This window comes from Corallococcus sp. CA054B, from assembly GCF_003611625.1.
GTDB lineage: Bacteria > Myxococcota > Myxococcia > Myxococcales > Myxococcaceae > Corallococcus > Corallococcus coralloides.
The window spans coordinates 1-18698 of the sequence record NZ_RAVY01000054.1; the positions used below are offsets into that span (position 1 = coordinate 1).

Genomic DNA, 18698 nt, shown 5'->3' on the forward strand with positions numbered 1-18698 from the left:
GTTCAGGGGCGGGGAGGGGACAGGTCATGAGGTGGGATGAGATGGGCGAGTCGCCCGGATGGGACAGGTCGGTGTCGCGGGACGCGAGCGTGGACGGTGGGACGGCTCGCGGTGGGCGGGGCTCCGTCCTCGCGGTGGTGGCGGAGAAGCCCGCCGTGGCGCGCGACATCGCCCGGGTGCTCGGTGCCACCGAGCGCGGCGAGGGCTTCCTTCGCGGCAACGGCTACGTCGTGACGTGGGCCATTGGCCACCTGGTGGGCCTGGCCCAGCCGCATGAAATTCGCCCCGAGTGGAAGAAGTGGCACCGCTCGCAGCTGCCCATGCTGCCGGGGGACTGGCCGCTGGTGGTGTCGGACTCCACGAAGGGGCAGTTCGAGGTCGTCCGTCGCGTGATGAACGCGCCGGAGGTGTCCGCCGTGGTGTGCGCCACGGACGCCGGGCGCGAGGGCGAGCTCATCTTCCGGTACATCTACGACGCCGCCGGATGCCGCAAGCCGGTGCGGCGGCTGTGGGTGTCGTCGCTCACCGAGCGCGCCATCCGCGACGGCTTCCAGCACCTCAAGGACGGCAAGGCCTACGCGCCGCTGGCCGCCGCCGCCATGGGACGCAGCCGCGCGGACTGGCTCGTGGGCATGAACCTGTCGCGCCTCTACACGCTGGCGAGCGGGACCTACGGCAACATGCTGTCCGTGGGGCGCGTGCAGACGCCCACGCTGGCCATGGTGGTGGAGCGCGAGCTGGCCATCCGCGACTTCGTGCCCCGGGACTACCTGGAGGTCGTGGCTACCTTCTCGCCTCGCGGCAAGGGCGCGCCCGTGGGGGCCCGCTACCAGGGCACGTGGTTCCGCTCGGGGCCGGACGGCAAGCCGGTGATTCCGCCGGGCTACGACTCCGTGCGCGAGGCGCGCCGGCTGGACGCGGACGGCGTGGAGGCGGGCCGGGTCATCGACCGCGTGCGCGGCGGCAACGCGGTGGTGGAGTCGCTGGACGCGGAGACGAAGCGGATGCCTCCGCCGCTGCTCTACGACCTCACGGAGCTGCAGCGCCACGCGAACCGGCTCTACGGCTTCAGCGCGCAGCGCACGTTGGAGGTCGCGCAGGCGCTCTATGAGAAGCACAAGCTGCTGAGCTACCCGCGCACCGCGAGCCGGCACCTGTCGGAGACGGTGGCGGACACGCTGCCGGAGGTGGTGCGCGCCATCGCCACGCCCTACCAGGAGGACCTGGCGCCGGGCACGGGCGAGCGCCCGCTGGGCAAGCGCTACGTGGATGACTCGAAGGTGACGGACCACCACGCCATCATCCCCACGCCCATGCCGGCGTCGGGCGTGCGGCTGTCTCCGGACGAGCAGCGCCTCTATGACCTGGTGTGCCGGCGGCTGCTCCAGGCGTGGCACGAGGACCACGTCTGGAAGGTGACCACGGTCATCACCGCGGTGACGTCCAAGGGGGACGCGGGGCCCGTGGTGGACCGCTTCCACAGCGCGGGCACGCAGGTGGAGAAGGTGGGCTGGAAGGTCCTGGACGTGGGGGGCGGGCAGAAGGCGCCGCGCCTCAAGCCAGAGGGCAAGAAGGGCGGAGACAAGGACAAGGAAGAGGAGCCGGACGACGAGCCGCAGGACCTGCCTTCGGGGCTCGCGCGCGGACAGGCGCAGACGGTGGAGGACGTGGAGGCGGTGAAGAAGCGCACGCGTCCGCCGCCGCGCTTCACGGAGGCCACGCTCCTGACGGCGATGGAGTCCGCGGGGCGCACGCTGGATGAGAAGGAGCTGGTGGACGCGATGCGCGACACGGGGCTGGGCACGCCCGCCACGCGCGCCGCGACCATCGAGTTGCTGCTCGAGCGCGAGTACCTGACCCGCGAGGGCAAGCGCCTGGTGGCCACGGACAAGGGCATCCACCTCATCCAGGTGGTGCACCCGGACGTGAAGTCCCCCGTGATGACGGGGCAGTGGGAGGCGTGGCTCCAGCGCATCGAGCGCGGGCAGGGCGCGCTGGATGCGTTCATGAGTGGAATCGAGGCGTATGTGCGGGAGGTCGTGGGCCAGGCGCCCACGTCGCTGCCGCCCACGCCGGTGGCCGGCTCCGCGCCCCGGAACGAAGCCTCGGCTGCGAGCGGGCGATTTGAATCATCCCGTCCCCATCCCGCGCAGGGGCCTGCCGAGGAACTCTTCCGGACCCGTGAGGCCGCGACCGCCACCGTCCGAAGCGCCGCCCGTGCCAACTCCGCGCGCAATGAGGTCGGTGCCTCCGCGAGCATGGCGGGAGATGGCCCCCGCGCTTTCGGCCACGGCGCTGCCGGCGACGCACGTCACATAGCGAGCCCTTCCGCCAATGGTGCCTCCGGCGGAGCTGCCCACGTCGGTGACGCACGTCACGCAGGGACATCCGCCCACGGTGGCGCCGACGTCCACGGTTCCTCGCGGTTCGCGGCGGGCGCTCCGGGGCACGGCCTCCACGGTGGAGCCGATGGCCATGCGGGAGCCGCCGCACAGGCCGCGTTTCCCCGCGTGCAGGAGCGTCCTCCCACGATTCCCTCCGCGGAGGTGCGCACCGCCTTCGTGCAGGCCTCCTCCGAGGGCTTCGGCCGGGCCAAACGACAGCCTCAAACCGTGAACATGGGCAGCACCCGACCGGAGCGCGTGCACCGCGCGCCCACGCCTCCGGACAAGCTGCGCGGCCTCCTCAAGGAGGCCTTCGGCTTCAACGACTTCCGTCCCTACCAGGAAGAGGTCTGCCGCGCGGCCACGTCCGGCGAGGACCTGCTGCTGGTGATGCCCACGGGCGCGGGCAAGTCGCTCTGCTACCAGCTGCCGGGCCTGGCTCGCGCGGGCACCACCGTGGTCGTCAGCCCGCTCATCGCGCTGATGGAGGACCAGGTGCTGCGGCTCCAGTCGCTGGGCTTCGCCGCGGACCGCATCCACTCCGGCCGCGACCGGGCCACCTCCCGGCAGGTCTGCGCCGAGTACCTCGAAGGGCGCCTGGACTTCCTCTTCATCGCCCCGGAGCGCCTGGGCGTCCCCGGCTTCGTGGAGCTGCTGGCCCGCCGCACGCCCTCGCTCATCGCCATCGACGAGGCGCACTGCATCTCGCAGTGGGGCCACGACTTCCGTCCGGACTACCGGCTCCTGGGCTCGCGCCTGCCGCTGCTGCGTCCCGCCCCCGTGGTGGCGCTCACCGCCACCGCCACGCCGGACGTGCAGAAGGACATCGTCCAGCAGCTGGGCCTGCGCGGCTCACGCGGCGGCGCCGCGCACACCTTCATCCACGGCTTCCGTCGCACCAACATCGCCATCGAGGTGCGCGAGCTCAACCCGGGTGCCCGCGGCGACGCCATCCTGTCCCTGCTCCGCAACCCGGAGCACCGGCCCGCCATCGTCTACGCGTCCACGCGCAAGCACGCGGAGCAGTACGCGGACCTGCTCGCGCACGACTTCCACACCGCGCCGTACCACGCGGGACTCCAGCCGTCGGAGCGCGACCGCATCCAGGCCGCCTTCCTCAAGGGCCACCTGGAGGTCATCGTCGCCACGACCGCGTTCGGCATGGGCATCGACAAGCCGGACGTGCGCACCGTCATCCACGCGGCGCTGCCGGCCAGCCTGGAGGGCTACTACCAGGAGCTGGGCCGCGCGGGCCGCGACGGGAAGGACTCGCGCGCGGTGCTGCTCCACGCCTTCGTGGACCGGCGCACCCACGAGTTCTTCCACCGCCGCGACTACCCGGACCCCTCCCTCCTGGAACGCATCTACCAGGCCACCTCCAACGAGCTGGAGCCCAAGGCCTCCATCCAGGCCCGCGTGCGCGGCGACCCGGAGATCTTCGACAAGGCCCTGGAGCAACTGTGGATCCACGGCGGCGTGGAGATGACCCCGGACGAGGACGTGCGGCGCGGCCGCGCGGGCTGGGCCGTGGCGTACATCGCGCAGCGCGAGCGCAAGCAGCTCCACCTGGAACAGATGGGCCGGTACGCGGAGGCGCATGACTGCCGCATGCGCCACCTGGTCGCGCACTTCGGCGACGTGCAGGACTCCGGCGCCGCCTGCGGCCTGTGCGACGTCTGCGCCCCTGAGTCCTGCGAGGTGGTCCGCTTCGAGGAGCCCTCCGCCCTGGAGGCCCACGCGCTGGGCCGCATCCTGGAGGCCCTCCACGCCCGCGACGGCCAGGCCACCGGACGGCTCCACCGGGAGCTCTTCGGGGAACAGCTCCACCGCCGCGACTTCGAACGGCTCGTGGGCGGACTGGTGCGCTCGGGGCTGGTGCGCCTGGACTCGGACTCGTTCGACAAGGACGGCCAGGTCATCCTCTTCCAGCGCCTGTCCCTCACGGACACCGGCCGCCGCGCCCGCGTCATCGCCCCCGGACAGGTGGTGCTCCCCCAGGCGCGTGAGGTGCCCGCCAAGAAGCGCAAGGGCCGCACGGCCGCCGGCACCACGAAGCGCACGCCCCGCAAGCGCGCCGCCTCCACCGCGGCGGCCTCGCCCCGGGGACGCGGCAAGAGCCGCCGGGGGGGCTCGGAGTCCTGGGCCCCGCGCGGCGCCTCCAACGACGCGGACTTCAGCCAGGAGTCCTTCCCCGCCGAAGCCCCTCCGGCCCGCGGCTGGAAGGCGCGCGCCACGCCGGAGGCGTCGCCGGGCCTGGGGGGCCGGGCCTCCTGGAACGCGTCCCGCAACGCGGCGCCGGACTTCGACCTGCCTGCTGCGTCCCCCGCCTTGGTGGCCACCCTCAAGGAGTGGCGCCTCACCGAGGCCCGCAAGCGCAAGGTGCCTGCCTTCCGCATCCTCACCGACCGCGTGCTGGACGCCATCGCCAGCGCAAGGCCCTCCAGCGGGGCGGAGCTGATGTCCATCCACGGCGTGGGCCCCACCCTCGCGGAGCGCTACGGCCCGCAGATCCTCTCGCTCGTGTCCCGCAGACGCTGACCGCGGGCGGATCCGCGTGTCGCCCGGTGGACAGGTGCGCGTGGATCCGCTCCTCCAGGGCAGCGGCGTGCCCCCAGAGGCGCTGCCCGGGGGACAGCGTGGATCCGCCGCGGGGCATGCCGTCCGCCTCGAACCGCCTGACAAGGGAAAGCCCTTTCCTGGGCCGCAGGCGCGGGGGGCTACCGGCCAGGCGTGAAGCTTGTTTCCCAAGCTTGTAGGCAAAAGTCCGGGTGCCACCTTCTCGTCCACACGCGCATTGGGAGCGGCGTGAGGGGTTCAAGGGGGCGCGCAATGGAGCTGGGTTTCGAGACGATTGGCAACGCCACACTCATCTGTCACGACAACGGACCGGTGCTGGTGACGGACCCCTGGACGGACGGGGACGCGTACTTCGGCAGCTGGACGCTGTCCCACGAGATTCCGGAAGAGCAGCGCCAGTCCATCCGGGACTGCCCCTACGTGTGGCTGTCTCACGGCCACCCGGACCACCTGAGCATGGCCTCGCTGGAGAAGCTGCGCGAGCGCACGCTGCTCGTTCCCAACCACGTGGGCGGCCGCATCCGCGACGACCTGCTCGAGGCGGGCTTCAAGGTCCAGGTGCTCCAGGACCGTGAATGGACGCGCCTGTCCCCGCGCATCCGCGTGCTGTGCATCCCGGACGTGAACCAGGACGCGGTGCTGCTGGTGGAGGTGGGCGGCCGGCTCATCGTCAACCTCAACGACTCGGGTGACCGCGGCCAGGGCCGCTTCGTGCGCCGGGTCATCAAGGAGTACAGCGAGACGTACCTGCTGGCCCTGTCCGGCTACGGCGACGCGGACATGATGAACTTCTTCACCGAGGACGGGCGGCGCATCCTCCCGTACGCGGCGGCGAAGACGCCCGTGGGACAGACGATTGCGCGCATGGCGGAGACGTACGGCGTCCGCTACTTCGTCCCCTTCAGCTCCATGCACAAGTACCAGCGCGCCGACAGCGTCTGGTGCTCCGAGTACACCACCACGCTGCCGGACTACGCGCGGGGCTTCGCCTCCAACACCTGCGAGATGCTCCCGGCCTTCCTGCGCCACGACTTCACCAACGACTCCTCCGTCTCCATCAACCCCAAGGAGCGCACCATCCGGCCGCTGGACCCCAAGGACTTCGGGGACGACTGGAGCGAGCGCCTGGAGGCGGACGAGGTGAAGCAGCTGGAGCAGTACTTCCGCGCCGTCGAGCACCTGGGCACGGTGATGGACTTCCTGCGCTTCCGCGTGGGCGGCCAGGAGCACGTCATCGAGTTCAACAAGCGCCGCTTCCTCAAGGGCATCACCTTCGAGGCGCCCCGCAACTCGCTGATGACCGCCGTGAAGTACCAGGTGTTCGACGACCTGCTCATCGGCAACTTCATGAAGACCACCGTGCACGGCGGCTTCGGCAAGGGCAGCCTCTACCCGGACTTCAGCCCCTACGTGGCCAAGTACGCGGACAACGGCAAGGCCCGCACGGAGGCGCAGCTGCGCAACTACTTCAACGAGTACCGCAGCCGCGACATGGTGGGCTACCTGCGCCACCAACTGGATGCCCACTGCGTGCGCCCCCTCCAGATCCAGTCCGCGGAGCTGCTGCGCGCCCTGCTGCCCCCGGGCTCCAACACCTTCCGCATGGCCAAGGAGACCTATTGGAAGATGCGCCGCGCCATCCTCTAGGGATTCCCTGAAAAGCCACGGTCAAACCTGACCGAAATCAGGACACCTCGCTGTCTCCTTCTCAGACAGCAAGAGCTGCCCGAGGAAACCCCAGTCTTTCTCAGGACTTGGGGATGTAAACGTCACGGGAAGTGACGGTTGACGTGGGGAGGGCTGGAGCGGGAGCGCTCCAGCTATCCCCGCGTTTCCTGTTTTTCTCCTGGGGAGCGCCGTTGGCCCGGCAGTTGCTCAATGGCCCGGCGCGCGGCGGACCGCGACTGGCGGGAAGGCCAGGCGGTGGCCGCGCATCCCTCGAAGCACCCAGGAAGAATCTCCCCAATGCTCAAGTTCCGCTCTGTTGCGATGCTGGCCGGCGTTTCGCTGATGCTCGGTGCGTGCGGTGGCCCCGAGTCCGCGCAGGAGTCCGAGGTGAAGCAGACGTGGGAGGAGTTCCAGGCGAACGCCTACCGCGAGCCGTGGGAGGGCGGGAAGATCATCGTCAACGGTGACGAGGCGCTGGAGTCCGAGGAGGAGCTCAAGGCCTACTTCCACAACGTCGTCGAGGCGCAGCTGGGCAAGTCGCAGGACGGCCTGGCCGTGTACTACATCGGCGGCGACATCAAGTGGAGCAGCACGCAGAAGACGAACCTCACCTACTGCATCAGCAACAACTTCGGCTCGAACAAGACGAAGATGGTGAACGCGATGGCCAGCGCGACGGCGGCCTGGCAGGCCACGGCGAACGTGAAGTTCGTCTACCTGTCCCAGTACGACGCGTCCTGCACCGCGTCCCAGACGGGCGTGCTGTTCGACATCCGCCCGGTGTCGGGCCAGTCCTACGTGGCGCGCGCGTTCTTCCCGAACTCCAGCCGCTCCGGCCGCAACGTGCTGGTGGACAGCAGCGCCTTCGGCAACCTGTCGCCCTGGACCCTGACGGGCATCCTGCGCCACGAGCTGGGCCACACGCTGGGCTTCCGTCACGAGCACACCCGCTCCACGTCGAGCGGCTGCTACGAGGACAGCCAGTGGCGCGCGCTGACCTCCACCTACGACCGCTCCTCCGTCATGCACTACCCGCAGTGCAACGGCACCCAGACGGGCGACCTCGTGCTGACGACCCTGGACAAGCAGGGCGCCCGCGCGCTGTACCCGTGAGCTGAGCTTCACGCTTGAGGGGGCAGGGGCCGGTGGGAGCGTCTTCGCGGACGCGCCCGTCGGCCTCGTGCCGTTTCTGGCGGCGGCTAGAAGCGGGCGGAGACCTCGTCGGCCTCCGAGGGGCGTTCGAAGAAGATGAGCGTCTTGCCGCCGCGCTCGCCAATCTCCAGGCACTCCAGCGCGCCCGTGTCTCCGTCCAGCTCCGCGTAGACGTGGTCCGGTTCGAGGATGCGGTGGGTGATGCGCCCGTCCTCGCGGCCCACGATGATCTGCACCGCGCCGGAGTCGCTCCCCTTCCTCTCCAGGGAGATGTCCACCAGGGGCAGGCGGTCGGCCAGGGGCTGGTCGCCCGTCTCCGCGTCGATGGACTCCACGCGCACCCACTGGGTGGCGTCCTGCTTGCTGATGCCGGCGAGGTAGCTCGCCCACTGCTCCCGGGGGATTTCCTGGTTGATGTGTGCCATGGGTCCGCCTCCGCGCGGCTGTCGTGTGCCTCAACCGTAAGGCGTCCGACTCCCGGGTGAAGGACAGGCCCGGCTGAACGACACTCCGGGGGCCCCGCGGACCGGGCCCCGGCGTGTCGGCTGCTTCAGCCGCGCTCGGCGTGCACGGCGTCGTCCTTGAGCACCAGGCGCACGGTGGCGGCCTTGCCATGGCCGAAGTGCTCGTAGGCGGCCTGCTCCAGCACGGGCGCCAGGGTGGTGCGCAGACCGCGGGCGCCCGTCTCGCGCTTGAGGGCGCGGGCGACAATCCACTCGCGCACGCCAGCGTCCACGGTGAGCTCCAGGCCCTCGTGGGCGAACTCGCGCTCCCAGGTGCGCAGCACGTTGTCCTGGAGGATGTCCCCCAGCGTGGCCGCGTCCAGCGGGTTGAAGGACACCAGCCGGTTGAAGCGGCCAATCAGCTCCGGGATGAAGCCGTAGCGGGAGAACGCGGTGGTGTTCTCCAGGTGCTCTTCCGTGATGCGCGTGGCGATGGACTCCAGGTCCTTCTGGCCGCCCTTGCCGGGCTCGCGGCCGAAGCCCATGCGCTCCACGTGGGCCATGGTCGCCGCCGTGCCCCGGAAGCCGCTGAAGGCGCCGCAGGCGATGAAGGTGATGCAGCCCATGTCCAGGGATTCGGAGCGGATCCGGCTGGTGAAGCCGAAGTCCGGCGGGAACGTGGCCTGCGCCGCGGAGAGCAGGTGCAAGAGGCTGCGCTGCACGCCGAAGCCGCTCACGTCCTTGGTGGTCTGCTGGCCGGAGAAGCGGCTGTCGGAGCGGCTGGTGGCGAGCTTGTCGAACTCGTCCATGCAGATGACGCCGCAGGCCGCCCACGACACGTCGCGCTCCGCGGCTTCGTAGAGGCGGGACAGCAGGGTGCTGACGTCGTCGCCCACGTAGCCCGTTTCGGAGAACTGGGTGGCGTCCGCGAGCACGGTGGGCACGCCCAGGATCTCCCGGAACATCAGCTCCACGAGGAACGTCTTGCCGGAGCCGGTGGGGCCCAGGAAGAGGGCGTTCTCGCGGGTGCCGGGCTCGGGCTCCAGCCCCTCCAGGTACAGCCGGCGGATGCGGCGCAGGTGGCGGTAGGCGAGCACGGAGGCGGCGCGGCGGGCCTCGGGCTGGCCCCGGTAGCCCAGGTCGCCCAGGCGCGCGTCGATCTCCTGGGGAGACAGCACCTCCAGCGCGGCCACGCGCTCCTGGATGGGCGGGCCTTCGGGGAAGGCGGAGGGTTCGGCGCCGGAACGGGGAGACATCGCGGTGGGCTCCAGAAGGGGCGGGCTCGGCGCCGCCCATCATCCGGGACGTGCCCGGGCGCCACAAGCCATCCCCTCTGGCGCAAGGGCGTGCGCTCCTCCGTCCGCCGGTCCGCACTCGTGGGCCCCGAGAGGTCGGCCCGTGAACAGCGGTGGGCCTTGGGGGCGAGGGGTGCTCCCCGGAGCCGCGCATGCGCATTAACACGGGCGCACATGGCTCAATCGATTGAAGCACGGTCCCAAGCGCCCCGGCTGGGTGCGTGGGTGGAGGGGTCCTCGGTGCGCTGGCGCGTCTGGGCGCCCGGCCACAAGGGCGTGGACGTCGTCCTCTACGACGCGGAGGACCGCGTCCTGCGCAAGGTGCCGCTCACCCCCGAAGCGGACGGCTGCTTCGGCGGCGCGCTGCCGGACCTGGCCGAGGGCACGCGCTACAAGCTCAGCGTGGACGGTGGCGACCCGTTCCCCGACCCCTGGTCCCGCTCGCAGCCGAAGGGCGTGCACGGCCCGTCGGAGGTGGTGGTCTCCGACCACGGCTGGACGGACTCGCACTGGAAGGGGCCGGATCCGCGGGCGATGGTCATCTACGAGGTGCACGTGGGCACCGCCACGCCGGAGGGCACCTTCGAGGCGTTCATCCCGAAGCTCGCCCACCTGCGCGAGCTGGGCGTGAACACGCTGGAGCTGTTGCCGGTGGCCAGCTTCCCGGGGGCCCGCAACTGGGGCTACGACGGCGTGGACCTCTTCGCGCCGCAGGCCACGTACGGCGGGCCCAGGGGCTTGCGCAAGCTCATCGACGCGGCGCACGCGCACGGGCTCGCGGTGCTCATCGACGCCGTCTACAACCACTTCGGACCGGACGGGAACTACCTGCGCGCGTACTCGCCGCACTACTTCACCGGCAAGCACCACACGCCCTGGGGCGACGCGGTGAACTACGACAGCGAGGGCAGCCGCTTCGTGCGCTCGCTGGTGCTCTCCAACGTGGAGATGTGGATCCGCGACTACCACGCGGACGGCCTGCGCCTGGACGCGGCGCACGCCCTGGTGGATGAAGGCCAGCCGCACCTGCTGGCCGAAATCGTGGAGCGCGCCCACGCCTCCGCCTCCGGCCGCCGCGTGGTCGTCATCGCCGAGGACGAGCGCAACGAGCGCAAGCTCGTCACGCCCGCGTCCGAAGGCGGCTATGGCCTGGACGGCGTCTGGGCGGATGACCTGCACCACCAGCTGCGGCGCGCCTTCGCGGGCGACCACGAGGGCTACTACCAGGACTACACGGGCAGCGCGGAGGACCTGGCCGCGACGCTGCGGCAGGGCTGGTTCTACACGGGCCAGAAGTCGAAGAACCTGGGCCACGCGCGCGGCACGGACCCGAAGGGGCTGGGGCCGTGGCACTTCGTCCACTGCATCCAGAACCATGATCAGGTGGGCAACCGGCCCTTGGGCAACCGCCTGTCGGAGGACGTGTCGCCGGCCGCCTACCGCGCCATGAGCACGCTGCTGTTGATGTCGCCCTTCACGCCGCTGCTCTTCATGGGGCAGGAGTGGAACGCGCGCACGCCGTTCCTCTACTTCACGGACCACAACGCGGAGCTGGGCAAGCTCGTCACGGAAGGGCGCCGCAAGGAGTTCGCCGGCTTCTCGCGCTTCAAGGGCGAAGAGGTGCCGGACCCGCAGGCCCGCGACACCTTCACCCGCTCCACGCTGGACTGGGGCGAGCTGGACAGCGCGGAGGCCGCGGGCGTGCACACGCTCTACAAGGAACTCCTGCGCCTGCGCGCCACGGAGCCCGTGCTCACCAGCCGTCAGGGCACGCACGACGCCCGGGCGCTGGGGCCGGACGCGGTCGTGCTGGAGCGCCGCGCGGAAGGGGACACGTTCCTCATCTTCGTGAACCTCAAGGGCTCGCTGGTGCACACGCTGAATCCGCACGCGAGCGCGGGCATCGTCATGTGGAGTGAGAACCCGCGCTACGGCGGCACCGTGGAGGCGTCTCCGCTCACCGGCAACGTCGTGCGCCTGGAAGGCCCCTCCGCGGCGGTGGTGAGGCTGCGCGAGTAGCTCGCACGCGAAGACAGACACGGCTTCACGCGCGGCCCGTCTCCCGGAAGCAGGGGGGCGGGCCGCCGCTTCTTCCCTCCGTGAAACAGGCAACGACAAGGAATGCCCTCGGGGCCGGGCCGGTACTCGGCCGCCAGGAGGAAGCACCTTGTCTCAATCTCATCCATCGCCGTGGAAGCGGCACGTCACCACCGCGAGCGCGCTCCTGCTGCTCGGGGCCTCGGCACCGGCGCTCGCCGCGTCGGGCTTCACCGCTGTCACCGCCAGTGGGAATGACGGCAACCTTCCGTCCGCGACCATCGACGGCAACCTCACCACGCGCTGGTCCAGCGACGGCGTGGGGCAGTGGCTCCGGGGCGACCTGGGCAGCGTGAAGTCGCTGTCCGCGGTGGACATCGCCTGGCACCGGGGCAACGAGCGGACCAACACGTTCGTCCTCGCCACGTCCACGGACGGCACCACCTGGTCCACGGCCGTGTCCACGAAGTCGTCCGGCACCACCGCGAACTTCGAGCGCTACAGCTTCACCGCGCGCAACGCCCGCTACGTGCGCGTCACCGTCAACGGCAACTCCGTCAACACCTGGGCCAGCATCGCGGAGTGGGCCGCCATCACCGGCGCCGCCACGCCCACGTCCGGCAAGGACCGCTTCGGCGTCACCATGCTCTACGCCTCGAAGTCCGGGGGCGAGGCGTGGACGCTGGCGGACAACGCGCTGGCGGACTCGCGCTTCGACCCGCGGGACACGATTACCCGCAACAGCGACGGCTCCTGGAAGATGAAGGACAAGCAGGTGCGGATGAGCGTCTTCACGTCCACGGGCTACGACGACCGGAAGATTCCCACCTACGACCGGGACGTGCTCGCGAGCCGTGGCTACATGCAGGCGCCGAACGACTGGAAGAACATCGAGATGACCGGCTTCGTGAAGGTCAACGCGGTGGCGGACGTGAAGGACAACTTCGCGTGGTACGCGCGCGGCGGGAAGCACAACGACAAGTACTCCGGCTGCGAGGGCAGCAGCTACAAGGCGGGCCTGCACTACGACGGCCGCGCCCGCTGGGAGAAGGAGACCTGGCACGTCTCCTACGACCAGACGCCCTACGTCACCGCCACCTCCGCGCTGAAGGGCCGCTGGGTGGGCTTCAAGGCCGTCATGCGCAACGTCACCGTCAGCAGCCAGACGGCCGTGAAGCTGGAGCTGTACGTCAACGAGAACGCGGACAAGGTGACGTGGAAGAAGGTCTACGACCACACGGACGCGGGTAGGTGGGGCGGTGACGCCCAGCACTGCGGTGGCGCCGTGCCGGCCGCGCCCATTACGTGGGGTGGCCCCATCGCGGTGTTCCGCTGGGACAACGCGACGGACGTGGACTTCAAGTGGCTGAGTGTTCGCGAAATCCAGCCCTGAACCCCGCGTGAAGACGGGCTCGCGCCCGGTCTGACGCAGGATGGCAGGCCGCGCGCAGGGCGGGCGGGGAGGCCCGGGATGGCGTGTCCTGGCCCTCGGGAGGCGGGGCTTTCCATCGACAGGGGGCGCCGGGGTGGGCAGCATGGCGCCGCCATGAACGTCGACCAAGCCCTCGCCTCGTCCGAGCGCATCTGGGAGCAGGAAATCCTCCCGGCGCTGGAGCGCTACATCCGCATCCCCAACAAGTCGCCTGCCTTCGACCCGGACTGGGTGAAGTCCGGCCACATGGAGCAGGCCGTCCAGCTCATCGCGGACTGGTGCCGCGCGCAGGCCACGCACCTGCCGGGGCTGACGGTGGAGGTGGTGCGGCTGAAGACGGCGGACGGCAAGGACCGCACGCCGGTCATCTACATGGAGGTGCCGGGCACGCGCGGTGACGACACCGTGCTCTTGTATGGCCACCTGGACAAGCAGCCGGAGATGACCGGCTGGCGTGAAGGCCTGACGCCGTGGACCCCCGTGCGAGAGGGCGACAAGCTCTTCGGGCGCGGCGGCGCGGATGACGGCTACTCCGCGTTCGCGTCGCTGTCCGCGCTGCGGCTGCTGAAGGAGCAGGGCGTGCCGCACGCGCGCTGCGCCATCGTCATCGAGGCGTGCGAGGAGAGCGGCAGCTACGACCTGCCCGCGTACATCGAGGCGCTGGCGCCGCGCATCGGCAAGCCGTCGCTGGTGGTGTGCCTGGACTCGGGCTGCGCGAACTATGAGCAGCTCTGGATGACCACCAGCCTGCGCGGAATGATCGCCGGCAACCTGCGCGTGGACATCCTCACGGAGGGCGTGCACTCCGGTGACGCGACGGGCGTGGTGGCGTCTTCCATGCGCATCATGCGGATGCTGCTGTCGCGCGTGGAGGACGAGGCCACGGGCCACATCAAGGTGCAGGCCCTGCACACGGAGATTCCCGAGGGCCGGCGCCAGCAGGCGAAGGCCGCCGCCCAGACGATGGGCGACGAGCTGTTCTCGAAGTTCCCCTGGGTGGAGGGCGCGCGCCCGGTGACGACGGACGGCGAGGAGCTGGTGCTCAACCGCACCTGGCGGCCGGCGCTGGCGCTGACGGGCGTGGAGGGCGTGCCGGGCCTGGCGAGCGCGGGCAACGTGCTGCGCCCCTTCACGACGTGGAAGCTGTCCATGCGCATCCCGCCGCGCGTGGACCCCAAGGCGGCCGCGAAGGCGCTGAAGGAGACGCTGGAGAAGGATCCGCCGTACGGCGCGAAGGTGTCGTTCGAAGGGGACAAGGCGTCGGTGGGCTGGGACGCGCCGCCCCTGGCCGGCTGGCTGTCGAGCGCGGTGGAGTCCGCCTCGAAGGCGTGCTTCGGCAAACCCGCGATGGCGATGGGCGAGGGCGGCACCATCCCGTTCATGGGCATGCTGGGCGAGCGCTTCCCGGAGGCGCAGTTCCTCATCACGGGCCTGCTGGGGCCGGGCAGCAACGCGCACGGGCCCAATGAGTTCCTGCACATCCCCACGGGCAAGAAGCTGACCGCCGCGGTGGCGAGCGTCGTCGCGGACCACTTCAAGCGGTAGTGCCTCACCGGAGGGACGGGGCCGCCTACGCCCCGTCCTTCTTTCCGAGCCTGGCCCTCTGGAGCGCCCCATGCCGAGCAAGCCCCGCCGCACCGGCCACGTCCGTTCGCAGCCCCTCATCGCGGTGCGCGACGTGGAGGCGAGCAGCCGGTGGTACCAGGCGGTGCTCGGCTGCGAGAGCGGTCACGGCGGGCCCGAGTACGAGATGCTGCTGAACAACGGCGAGCTCGTGCTCCAGCTCCACGCGTGGGACCTGGATGAGCACGCGAACCTGATGGGGCCGGACTCCGCGCCCAGGGGCCACGGCGTGCTGCTGTGGTTCGAGACCACGGACTTCGACGCGTGCGAGGAGGCAGCTCGGGCGCTGAAGGCCGAGTGGGTGGAGGAGCCGCACGTGAACCCGAACTCGCGCCGCTGGGAATTCTGGGCGAAGGACCCGGACGGCTACGTCGTCGTGGTGTCCGCGGAGTCGCGAGCGAAGCGCTCCTGACGCGCCTCAGCGCCCCGTCTTGATGCCCAGTGTCGACCCGGACGGCGGCTTCTTGGGCTGGGGCGCTGGCCGGGCCGCACGCTTCTGGAGCGCCACCGCCACCCCGGGCGCATCCGCCGCGGACACCTGCCGCGTCACCGGCTCGTAGCCGTTGAGCGCGAGCGTCAGCGCCACCGACGGCTCCCCGGGCACCAGCGGCAGCGCCACCGGCGTGATGCCGCGCTCCTCGCCCGCCACCTGCACCGTGGCGCCGGGCGGCTCGCTCGTCACCATCAGGCGCACCGGCTGGGGCGCCGTGTTCTGCTCGGGCGTCTCCGGCGGCGTGGGGCGCGAGGGCGTCTCCGGCGTGCGGCCCTGCACGTCCTCCGCGGGCCGCGTGGCCACGACCGGGGGCGGCGTCACCGGCTCGGAGCCGCGCCCCAGCACCACCGCCGCGCCGCCCACCACCAGCGCCACGCCGCCCACCACGAAGGGCAGCCATGCGCGCCGCTTCGGAGGCTCCGGCATCAGGGCCGCGGTGTTCCGCGTCTTCTCCGGCTCCACGCGCGTGGGCGGACGGGACGGCGGCCCCACCAGCTTCGACGCGCGTGACGAACTCTGCCCTCGCGCACCCGACGTGGGCATCCCGTCCCGCGACGAGTTGGACTGCGAGTCCAGGTCCACGTCCTCGGCCAGCTGATCCAACTTCGCCGGATCCGCTTCCGTGGCGATGCGGTCCGCGTACAGCTCCCGCAGGTACGCCGCCAGGTGCGCGCTGCTGGACGGCAGCCGCAGGTTGAGCGCCCAGTCCTCCAACGCCAGCCGGAACGCGGCGCAGTCCGCGTAGCGGCCCTCCGGCGTGGGCGCCAGGGCCTTGAGGACAATCTCATCCAGGCCCGGCGGCAGCTTCGGGTTGAGCTGCGACGGCGGCGGCACCTGGCAGTCGCGCACCAGCCGCAGCGTCATCAGGTCCGTGTCGCCCTTGAAGAGGCGCTTGCCGGTGAGCAGCTCCCACATCACGACCCCGAGCGCGAACTGGTCGCTCCGGCCGTCCACCGCCATCCCGTTGGCCTGCTCCGGCGACATGTACGGGTACTTGCCCTTGAGCACGCCCGTCGCCGTCTGCTGACCGCTGGTGGCCGCCTTCGCCACGCCGAAGTCGATGACCTTCACGCCCCCGTCGAACCCGACGAGCACGTTCTGCGGAGACACGTCCCGGTGCACCAGCTTCAGCGGCTGGCCATGACCGTCACCCGCACCGTGCGCGTAGGACAGCCCCGCCGCCGCGTCCGCGATGATGCGCACCACCAGACCCACCGGCAGCGGGCGCTCCTGCTTGCGCGCGAAGCGATCCAACCGGCGCACGTCCTCGCCCTGCACGTACTCCATGGCCAGGCAGTGCCGGCCCTCAATCTCCGAGAGGTCGAGGATGGTGATGAGGTTCGGGTGCGACAGCCGCGCCACCAGCCGCGCCTCGTCCAGGAACATCTCCAGGAACTCTTCGTCCTCGGCGAGGTGCGGAAGGATGAGCTTGAGGACGACCAGTCGCTCGAACCCCGTCCCGTGCTCGCGGGCGAGGAACACCTGTCCCATTCCGCCCGACGCGATTTTTCGAAGCAGCTCGTATTTCCCGAAGACCACCGCCATGGGTGTCCGAGAGGATACCGCGCTTTCTCATTGGGCGGGAAACAGCCGACCTCCAAAAAGACCAGGGCTCTGTCCAGCAGGGAGGGGCTCGCCTTCCTACCCGTGAAGGAGGCAGGCGAGCTACTGACGTCTAGGCCTTCATCTTGTAGCCAGAGCGCAGCACCGCGTAGGTGACGCCTGTCGCGACCGCCGCCGTCACCGCGAGGATGGCCCCACCCACCAGCGGTGAAAACAGGCCGCTGCCGAGCATGCCGTAACGCAGCCCCTCCACCATGTAGACCATGGGGTTGAAGAGGCTGATGTGGTTCCACGGCGAGGGCAGCTCGCGCACCGAGTAGAAGACGCCGCCCAGGAACGTGAGGGGCAGCATCACGAAGGTGGGGAAGAAGTTGATCTGCTCGAACTTCTCCGCCCACACGGCGGCGAGCATGCCCAGCACGCTGAACACGTAGCTGGACAGCAGGAGGAAGTAGAGCGTCGCCAGCGGGTGCTCCAGGCTGAAGCCGGAGAACACCGCCGCGACAATCCAGGTGAGCAGGCCCACCACCAGGCCGCGCACCATGGCGCCGCCGATGAAGCCCACCATCAGCTCACCGGGCCCCAGCGGCGCCACCAGCAGGTCCACCACCGTGCCTTGAATCTTGGTGATGAACAGCGACGAGGAGCTGTTGAGGAACGCGTTGTTCGCGATGCCCAGGAACACGAGGCCCGGCACGATGAAGTGCAGGTACGGGTGGCCCTCCACCTCGTGGATGCGGCCCGAAATCGAATAGCCGAAGACGATGAAGTACAGCGTGGTGCTGATGAGGGGCGATAGGACGGTCTGGCCCGGCACGCGCATGAAGCGCCGGACCTCCTTCGCGAACAGCGTCTGCATCCCGAGGACGTTCATGGGGTGTTTTTCGAAAGGGGCTGGGTTTCAGGCGGCCTGCGAGGGGCGGCCACGGAGGATTTCGATGAGCACGTCTTCCAGGCGCGACCGCCGCGTCTCCACCTCCGCGATGGGCAGCCCGTCCGCGTAGAGCGAGCGGAGCAGCTCACCGGAGGGCGCGCAGTTGTCGCGCTCCACGTAGGTGAGCGTGCGGCCATCGGCGGAGAGGCTCGCGGCGAAGCGCGTGCCCGCGGCGGGCAGGGCGGCCTGCGGTTCAGAGAACGTCACGACGAGGCGCTTCTCCCCGAAGCGGCGCAGGAGCGCGGCCTTGTCCTCGGTCATGAGGAGGCGGCCCTCGTTGATGATGCCCACGCGGTCCGCCAGCTCCTCGGCCTCTTCCAGGTAGTGCGTGGTGAGGACGATGGTGGTGCCCTCGCTGGCGATCTTCTTCACGTACGTCCACAGGTCGCGGCGCAGCTCCACGTCCACGCCCGCGGTGGGCTCGTCCAGGAACACGAGCTTGGGCTTGTGGACCAGCGCCTTGGCGATGAGCAGCCGGCGCTTCATGCCGCCGGACAGGGCGCGCGTGAGCGAGTCCTTCTTGGCCTGGAGGTTCAAGGCGGTGAGGACTTCGTCGATGCGCGCGTCGTCGCGGGGCTGGCCGTAGTAGCCCTGCTGGATGCGCAGGGACTCCGCGACGGAGAAGAACGGGTCGAAGTTGATCTCCTGCGGGACGAGGCCGACCTGGTAGCGGGGCCCGGTGGGGTCCTGGTCCAGGTCCTTGCCGAAGACCTTCATGGTGCCAGCGGACTTCTTCACCAGGCCGCACACACTGCCGATGAGGGTCGTCTTGCCGGCGCCGTTGGGGCCCAGGAGGGCGAAGATTTCACCGGGGCGGATGGTGAGGTCCACGGCGTGGAGGGCGGTGAACTTTCCGTAGGCCTTGGAGAGGCCCTTCAGCTCCAGGGCAGGGGTCGTGGGCTCGGACATGGGGCGCTTCCTCTAACACCTTCGAATTGGGTTCGCTGGTCAGCGAGCAGGCGTTTTCGCTCCTGGACGCGTGACGCGCCCCGTCCAACCGGACACGGCGCTGACGCAGGCGCCTTGAGCCGGATGGGGCTCCCTGCTATCCGCTGGCCCCGCTCACGTCTTTTCGGCGAATCCCAGGAGGCCTTCCG

12 protein-coding genes are annotated in these 18698 nt (G+C 70.3%); 7 read left to right on the plus strand and 5 right to left on the minus strand.

The window, feature by feature from the left end; genetic code table 11:
* Positions 1-26: 26 nt before the first annotated feature.
* The 3 genes from D7V80_RS15655 (at position 27) to D7V80_RS15665 (ending at position 7742) form a co-directional block, all read left to right on the plus strand.
* Entirely contained in the window at positions 27-4922 is a 4896-nt protein-coding gene (locus D7V80_RS15655; RefSeq protein ID WP_199738658.1) for a DNA topoisomerase 3, read from the plus strand.
* Positions 4923-5213: 291 nt separating this feature from the next.
* On the plus strand, positions 5214-6608 hold the full coding sequence (locus D7V80_RS15660; RefSeq protein WP_120588924.1) for an MBL fold metallo-hydrolase: 1395 nt from the start codon (positions 5214-5216) through the stop codon (positions 6606-6608).
* Positions 6609-6926: 318 nt separating this feature from the next.
* A complete protein-coding gene (locus D7V80_RS15665) occupies positions 6927-7742 on the plus strand; it encodes a matrixin family metalloprotease (RefSeq protein ID WP_120588925.1) in 816 nt (271 codons plus the stop codon).
* An 86-nt stretch (positions 7743-7828) separates the two neighbouring features.
* On the opposite strand, the gene D7V80_RS15670 is transcribed toward D7V80_RS15665, so the two are convergent.
* Entirely contained in the window at positions 7829-8206 is a 378-nt protein-coding gene (locus D7V80_RS15670) for a DUF5335 family protein (RefSeq protein WP_120588926.1), read from the minus strand.
* A gap of 125 nt (positions 8207-8331) precedes the next feature.
* Positions 8332-9480 (minus strand): AAA family ATPase, encoded by a 1149-nt coding sequence (locus D7V80_RS15675; RefSeq protein ID WP_120588927.1) that lies wholly within the window; start codon positions 9478-9480, stop codon positions 8332-8334.
* A 279-nt stretch (positions 9481-9759) separates the two neighbouring features.
* Between D7V80_RS15675 and treZ the strand changes: the two genes are divergently transcribed.
* The 4 genes from treZ (at position 9760) to D7V80_RS15695 (ending at position 15023) form a co-directional block, all read left to right on the plus strand.
* Positions 9760-11538, plus strand: a complete 1779-nt coding sequence (treZ, locus tag D7V80_RS15680) for a malto-oligosyltrehalose trehalohydrolase (protein ID WP_233585378.1) — start codon at positions 9760-9762, stop codon at positions 11536-11538.
* 148 nt (positions 11539-11686) lie between these two features.
* Positions 11687-12949 carry a discoidin domain-containing protein gene (locus D7V80_RS15685; protein ID WP_120588929.1) on the plus strand — a complete coding sequence of 421 codons (1263 nt, stop codon included), beginning with the start codon at positions 11687-11689 and terminating at the stop codon, positions 12947-12949.
* Between the two features lie 153 nt (positions 12950-13102).
* A complete protein-coding gene (locus D7V80_RS15690; RefSeq protein WP_120588930.1) occupies positions 13103-14533 on the plus strand; it encodes a M20 family metallopeptidase in 1431 nt (476 codons plus the stop codon).
* 70 nt (positions 14534-14603) lie between these two features.
* Positions 14604-15023 carry a VOC family protein gene (locus tag D7V80_RS15695; protein ID WP_120588931.1) on the plus strand — a complete coding sequence of 140 codons (420 nt, stop codon included), beginning with the start codon at positions 14604-14606 and terminating at the stop codon, positions 15021-15023.
* Positions 15024-15029: 6 nt separating this feature from the next.
* Here D7V80_RS15695 and D7V80_RS15700 read toward each other — a convergent pair whose 3' ends face one another.
* The 3 genes from D7V80_RS15700 to D7V80_RS15710 all read right to left on the minus strand — a co-directional run bounded on the left by D7V80_RS15700 (position 15030) and on the right by D7V80_RS15710 (position 18510).
* A complete protein-coding gene (locus D7V80_RS15700; RefSeq protein WP_120588932.1) occupies positions 15030-16649 on the minus strand; it encodes a serine/threonine-protein kinase in 1620 nt (539 codons plus the stop codon).
* Between the two features lie 130 nt (positions 16650-16779).
* Positions 16780-17541, minus strand: coding sequence for an ABC transporter permease (locus tag D7V80_RS15705; RefSeq protein WP_120588933.1), 762 nt, complete (start codon positions 17539-17541; stop codon positions 16780-16782).
* A 27-nt stretch (positions 17542-17568) separates the two neighbouring features.
* Positions 17569-18510, minus strand: a complete 942-nt coding sequence (locus D7V80_RS15710; RefSeq protein ID WP_120588934.1) for an ABC transporter ATP-binding protein — start codon at positions 18508-18510, stop codon at positions 17569-17571.
* Between the last annotated feature and the right edge of the window lie 188 nt (positions 18511-18698).

What these genes read in the sequence shown, in the direction of transcription:
- D7V80_RS15655 (WP_199738658.1), top strand. Translation starts at nt 27, where the DNA reads ATGAGGTGGGATGAGATGGGCGAGTCGCCCGGATGGGACAGGTCGGTG.
- D7V80_RS15660 (WP_120588924.1), top strand. Translation starts at nt 5,214, where the DNA reads ATGGAGCTGGGTTTCGAGACGATTGGCAACGCCACACTCATCTGTCAC.
- D7V80_RS15665 (WP_120588925.1), top strand. Translation starts at nt 6,927, where the DNA reads ATGCTCAAGTTCCGCTCTGTTGCGATGCTGGCCGGCGTTTCGCTGATG.
- D7V80_RS15670 (WP_120588926.1), bottom strand. Translation starts at nt 8,206, where the DNA reads ATGGCACACATCAACCAGGAAATCCCCCGGGAGCAGTGGGCGAGCTAC.
- D7V80_RS15675 (WP_120588927.1), bottom strand. Translation starts at nt 9,480, where the DNA reads ATGTCTCCCCGTTCCGGCGCCGAACCCTCCGCCTTCCCCGAAGGCCCG.
- D7V80_RS15690 (WP_120588930.1), top strand. Translation starts at nt 13,103, where the DNA reads ATGAACGTCGACCAAGCCCTCGCCTCGTCCGAGCGCATCTGGGAGCAG.
- D7V80_RS15695 (WP_120588931.1), top strand. Translation starts at nt 14,604, where the DNA reads ATGCCGAGCAAGCCCCGCCGCACCGGCCACGTCCGTTCGCAGCCCCTC.
- D7V80_RS15700 (WP_120588932.1), bottom strand. Translation starts at nt 16,649, where the DNA reads ATGGCGGTGGTCTTCGGGAAATACGAGCTGCTTCGAAAAATCGCGTCG.
- D7V80_RS15705 (WP_120588933.1), bottom strand. Translation starts at nt 17,541, where the DNA reads ATGAACGTCCTCGGGATGCAGACGCTGTTCGCGAAGGAGGTCCGGCGC.
- D7V80_RS15710 (WP_120588934.1), bottom strand. Translation starts at nt 18,510, where the DNA reads ATGTCCGAGCCCACGACCCCTGCCCTGGAGCTGAAGGGCCTCTCCAAG.